Annotated in this window: 5 protein-coding genes; 3 read left to right on the forward strand and 2 right to left on the reverse strand. The window is 44.7% G+C overall.

Annotated elements, in window-relative coordinates:
* The 3 genes from ACJ751_RS20600 to ACJ751_RS20610 form a co-directional block, all read left to right on the forward strand.
* Window positions 1–1,974 (forward strand): heavy metal translocating P-type ATPase (locus tag ACJ751_RS20600; RefSeq protein WP_407747409.1); only part of this gene is annotated, 1,974 nt, incomplete at its 5' end.
* A 132-nt stretch (window positions 1,975–2,106) separates the two neighbouring features.
* On the forward strand, window positions 2,107–2,460 hold the full coding sequence (locus ACJ751_RS20605; RefSeq protein ID WP_407747410.1) for a four helix bundle protein: 354 nt from the start codon (window positions 2,107–2,109) through the stop codon (window positions 2,458–2,460).
* Window positions 2,461–2,553: 93 nt separating this feature from the next.
* Complete coding sequence (locus ACJ751_RS20610; RefSeq protein WP_407747411.1) at window positions 2,554–4,455, forward strand: ATP-dependent DNA helicase RecQ; 1,902 nt, start codon at window positions 2,554–2,556, stop codon at window positions 4,453–4,455.
* Between the two features lie 55 nt (window positions 4,456–4,510).
* Here ACJ751_RS20610 and ACJ751_RS20615 read toward each other — a convergent pair whose 3' ends face one another.
* Both ACJ751_RS20615 and ACJ751_RS20620 read right to left on the reverse strand, forming a co-directional pair.
* Window positions 4,511–5,074, reverse strand: a complete 564-nt coding sequence (locus ACJ751_RS20615) for an ester cyclase (protein ID WP_407747412.1) — start codon at window positions 5,072–5,074, stop codon at window positions 4,511–4,513.
* A 110-nt stretch (window positions 5,075–5,184) separates the two neighbouring features.
* On the reverse strand, window positions 5,185–5,665 hold a 481-nt coding region (locus ACJ751_RS20620; protein ID WP_407747413.1), incomplete at its 5' end, for a helicase HerA-like domain-containing protein.

The following is a 5,665-nucleotide window of genomic DNA, read 5'->3' on the forward strand; positions in this document are numbered from 1 at the left end:
GAACAACAGATCATCAAAGGCATAGAATCGCTGGGTTATACCGTTCAAAATGACGAAGTGCCCGGTTCCCAAAAGCGCAAGCGACTATTTGCCTCCCACAAACAACGCTTTTTATTCTGCCTGATCTTTACCCTGCCGCTGATGCTGCATATGTTGGATAAGTGGGTACATATTCACTTATTGATGGATCCCTGGGTACAGCTGGGTCTTTGTTTACCTGTTTATATTGTGGGAATGGACTTTTTTGGCCGTAGCGCCATAAAAAGCATTCGTAACCGCATGCCCAATATGAATGTGCTGGTGACTATTGGCGCCACTGCCGCATTTGTATATAGTATAACCGGCGCCCTCATGAACCTGGGCCCTCAATACCTGTTTTTTGAAACCACCGCTTCCATCATTACCCTGGTGTTCCTGGGTAATTTTCTGGAAGATGCCTCCATACAATCTACCCAGCGGGCCCTGAACAGCCTGGCCAGATCACAAAAAATGATGGCCAATATGATCGCCTTTGATGAAAATCACGAGGAGATCATCTTCCCAATGGAGAATACGCAACTGCGTTCCGGCGATCTGATTCTCATTAAAAGTGGCGAACAGGTACCGGTTGATTGTAAAATATTATCAGGTGAAGCTACCGTTAACGAAGCGATTATCACCGGTGAGAGTTCACCCATTCATAAAAAAGGGAAAGATAAACTGATCGGTGGCAGCATTGTCGTTGATGGCATTCTGAGAGCCCAGGTGACTGCCGAAGCAAAGGATTCGGTGCTTTCCAATATCATCAACCTGGTAAAACAGGCGCAAAGCGAAAAGCCGCCGGTACAACAACTGGCCGATAAGATCAGCGCCATCTTCGTTCCATTGGTATTGGCTATTGCCGTAGTTGCCTTTGTGGTGAACTACCTCATTCTACATGACCTCACCATCGCCCTGATGCGCAGCATAGCCATTTTGGTAATTGCCTGCCCGTGCGCCATGGGACTGGCCACGCCTGCCGCTATTGCCGTCGGACTTGGCAGAGCCGCTAAAAACGGCGTGTTGTTCCGCAATGCCAAAAGCCTCGAACTCTTCAAGACCATAAAACAAGTGGTGTTTGATAAAACCGGTACGCTTACTACCGGCCGGTTTGAAGTGTCTGATTACCGGCTCGAATCTGATTCCATCACTGTTGAAGAATTCAAACACATTGCTTTTTCGTTGGAAAAATATTCCAACCATCCTATTGCCCAGTGTATAACCCTTAGCTGGAAACGAAAGGACGCCATGCGTTGGGCTAAAATAGAGGAGAAAAAAGGCATTGGCATGATCGCCACTACCGCAACCGGCGACACATATATAGCAGGTTCGTTTGAAACTGCCATGGCATTAACCACCGACGATACGCATAATGTATATATCATCAGGAACGGGAAGTTGCTGGGCACGATAGATGTGAGAGATGAAGTACGACCTGAAGCAATTTCTATAGTACAATACCTTCGCCACCGTAATATTCGCACTATTCTGTTAAGTGGCGATCGCCTGAGCAAATGCCGCCAGTTGGCCAATCTGTTGGGCATCGATGAAGTGATAGCAGAAAAAAAGCCCGAAGAAAAAATGGCTGTCATTGAAGACCTCACCTTACAAGGACCAACCGCTATGGTAGGTGATGGCATCAATGATGCGCCCGCGCTGGCAAAAGCAACCATTGGTATTTCATTGAGCGAAGCATCGCAAATAGCTATGCAAACCGCCGATGTGGTTTTGATGAACAGCGGTATTAAAAACCTGCCCCTTGCGTTGGGCCTTGGCCGTCATACGTTCCTTACCATCAAACAAAATCTTTTCTGGGCATTTATTTACAATATCATTGCTATTCCAGTTGCCGGATTTGGATTGCTCACACCTACTTTTGGTGCGCTAGTAATGGGGTTGAGTGATGTGGTGCTGGCGGCGAATTCGGTGAGGCTGTTTGTTAAGAAAGTAGCTTGAGTGGATTAAGCAGCATTCGGCAAACGTTTGTCGGCAATCGGCAATCGTGAATCGGCAATAGGTTCTACTTAGCCGGTAGTAATCGGTAATTATCACAAGGAATTTCATAGTTTGGCATTAAAATTTAATGCCATGTTTTTACAGCTTGACCATAAACAATTAGACATATATACAGTCTCAAAACAATTTGTATATACTTGCTATCAATTAACCAAAACATTGCCTGGAGAAGAACGGTTTAATATGGTATCACAAATAAGAAGAGCTGCTCTATCGATACAATTAAACATAGCAGAAGGGGCATCGAGAAAATCCAATGCAGAAAGAAAAAGATTTTATGAAATAGCCAGAGGGTCTCTTATTGAAATTGATGCCGCATTAGATATTGCGGTTGAACTAAAGTATATAATTAAGGAAGAACAGGGTAAGCTTGGAGACCTGATGATCAGATGCTTTCAAATGCTTACAAAAATGATAGGTCGCTGATTGGAGTAGATTTCGAAAATTGAGATATTGCCGATTCACGATTGCCGATTGCCGAGATAGGCATCACCGTACTACCAATCACCACACAAACCAATGAGCATTCATCAAATACTAAAAAACTACTGGAGGCATACCACCTTCCGTCCACTGCAGGAAGAGATCATCAATGCTGTGCTGAATGGTAAGGACTCATTGGCCCTGATGCCAACGGGTGGGGGTAAATCTCTTTGCTTTCAGGTGCCGGCGATGGCAAAGGAAGGATTGTGTCTGGTGATAAGTCCCCTGATCGCATTGATGAAAGACCAGGTAGACAACCTGCGTAAAAAAGGCATTACGGCTTTTGCAATTTACTCAGGCATGAGCCGCAAAGAAGTGATCCACATATTTAAACTGGCTACCAGCAGCAATTGCAAATTCTTATACGTTTCACCGGAGCGGTTAGAAACTAAATTGTTCCTGGAATACCTCCCTGCCCTTGATGTTAACCTGATCGCTGTTGATGAAGCACATTGTATTTCTCAATGGGGATATGATTTCAGACCCCCCTACTTACGCATCGCCTCCTTACGCGAAGAACTGCGCGGCATTCCAATACTGGCGCTTACGGCTTCTGCTACCCCGGCAGTGCAAAAAGATATTTGCGAGAAACTTCTTTTTAAAAATCCTTCGATCTTCAGCCGCTCGTTTGAACGGCCGAATTTATCATACAGCGTTTTTACCGTTGATTCAAAGATCAACAAGATCACCGAGATACTACAGAAAGTAACCGGCAGTAGCATCGTTTATTGCAAAAGCCGTAAACGAACCAAAGAGATCAGCGATCTGCTGAACATGCATGGCATTACAGCCGACTTTTATCACGCGGGTTTGCAACAGGAAGAAAGAATGCGCAAACAGGCTGCCTGGATCAATAACACTATTCGCACCATCGTTTGCACCAATGCCTTTGGGATGGGCATCGATAAACCCGATGTGCGCGTAGTAGTACATGCCGATGTGCCCGACTGCCTGGAAAATTATTACCAGGAAGCCGGTCGCGCCGGACGTGATGAAAAGAAATCATACGCCGTATTATTATACGATCACAAAGAACTGGATGAGCTACTAAAATTACCCGATATCCGCTTCCCCACCCTCGAAAGCATTCGACTGGTGTATGAAGGCCTGATGAACTATTTGCAAATACCTGCCGGTTCCGGAGAAGGTAACTACTATAATTTCGACTTCACTGACTTTGTAAAAAAATTCAAGCTGGATATTCACCTGGCCATCTACGCCATAAAAGCATTGGAACAGGAAGGCTGGGTTTCGTATAGTGAACAGATATTTTTACCCTCTCGTATTCAGTTTGTAACCAATAAAAGCTGGTTATATCAGTTCGAGACTGATAACCCGAAACTGGAACCTGTTATAAAGACATTGCTGCGTACGTACGAAGGCATTTTCGATATGCCGGTTAACATCCATGAAAAAAGCATTTCCTATTTACTGCGAAGAGAAGAAGCAGATATTATAAACGATCTGAAAAGGCTACATGCCAACGCCATCATAGAATATATCCCTAAAAAGGATAGTCCGCAACTGTATCTTTTGCTGAACCGGGTAAGGGCAGAAACCTTGCGCTTCAACATGGCTGCTTATGATAAAAGAAAGCAACAGTTTATTGAACGCATCAACAAGATGCTGGAATATATTCATGCGGGTAAACAGTGCCGCAGTCAATATATTGCTGCTTATTTCGGTGATGATAAAACGAAGCCCTGCGGCATTTGCGACAATTGCCTGAAACTGAAAGACCATGGGCTTTCTGCCGATGAATTTAATATCATAACTCAATCGGTGTTCACCATCATTCGCCAGCGGCCTGTACTTAGTGAAGTATTACCCCAGCAATTACCCGGGATAAAAAAAGACAAACTATATAAAGTGCTCGACTTTCTGCAATCTGAAAACAAGATCTACGTCGACAAAGAGGGATATGTGAAACCGGCCTAATAAAAAAGGTGAGCCTCCGCTGGCTTGCGAAGCACCCACCTATTATAAAGGAGATTTATTTTTTACCCGGCATCATTTTACCCGGCATGGCCGCTCCTACCTGCATCATCATCATATTGGGCGATTGTACATTGTGGTGTTCAACGATCTGACCTGCATCGTTCAGTTTGAAAATATCCACATCTTTCATCTTAAACGATTTGTTGGTCGGCTTCATGCCCATGAAATCACCTTTCCAGGTGCCCGACCAGTCACCCCAAACCATCACCCAATCACCATCGGCCACATACTTCAGGTCGCTGCCTTTGTAGTCGGGAAAAGCACTCATCATTGTATTTAACATTTTAGCGATACTATCCTTTCCCTTAATAGGCGGCATACTGCCATCGCCATAATCAACACAATCAGCCGAGCAGTCTTTCAGCATGTCGTTTACATTGTGAGAGCCCATAGCATCATAACTGGCCATGATTATTTTCTTGTTGCGTTCCGCTTTGTTCTCCATCCTGGTGGAGTCTGACATCTTGTTGTCCGTTCCTTCTGCCGTTTTGTTGGCATTGGATTGACAGGCCGCAAAAAGGATGGCTGTTGAGGCAACCAATAAAAGTGATTTCTTCATAATTGTTATTTTAGGTTAAAGAATAAACATCCCTGTCATGGGTCATGACGTATGGTTGGGACTTGTGTAACAATAGAAGATACGGTTATGATTGCTGCAATCAGGCCTTGTTAAAACCAGCTGCCTGATTTTTTGCGTGATGAGCTCCTTCCACCCAAACCCAATGCACCCAATAAACTGCGGGTAATAACATTGGCGGCAGTGCGTCCTATTTGTTTGGTGACCGGGCTTTCCAGTACTTTTTCCAACGTTGATTTTTCTTCTTTCTTCGAGGCTTTGGCTGGTTTTTCTTCTGCCTGCTGTTCTGATTTTTGAGCGGCTTCGTTCAATTTTGCGGTCAATATTTCACAGGCGCTTTCCCGGTTCTCGTCATTGGCGTATTTCTTCACCAGTTTTGATTGATTGACCAGCGTATCAATTTCTGCATCCGTCAATACATCCATGCGTGAACGGGGCGGCACCAGCATCGTGTGCACCAGTGGGGTGGGAATGCCTTTTTCGTTCAGGGCTGTAATCAGCGCCTCGCCTATACCCAGTTGGGTAAGCAGATCATCGGTTTTATAATATTCTGTTTCAGGATAGTTTTCAGCA

Origin of the sequence: Niastella sp. (assembly GCF_045805085.1) — a bacterium.
Lineage (GTDB): Bacteria > Bacteroidota > Bacteroidia > Chitinophagales > Chitinophagaceae > Niastella.

Bases quoted from the DNA above. Each gene is read 5' to 3' on its own strand.
- ACJ751_RS20605 (WP_407747410.1), top strand. From the start codon at position 2,107: ATGTTTTTACAGCTTGACCATAAACAATTAGACATATATACAGTCTCA.
- ACJ751_RS20610 (WP_407747411.1), top strand. From the start codon at position 2,554: ATGAGCATTCATCAAATACTAAAAAACTACTGGAGGCATACCACCTTC.
- ACJ751_RS20615 (WP_407747412.1), bottom strand. From the start codon at position 5,074: ATGAAGAAATCACTTTTATTGGTTGCCTCAACAGCCATCCTTTTTGCG.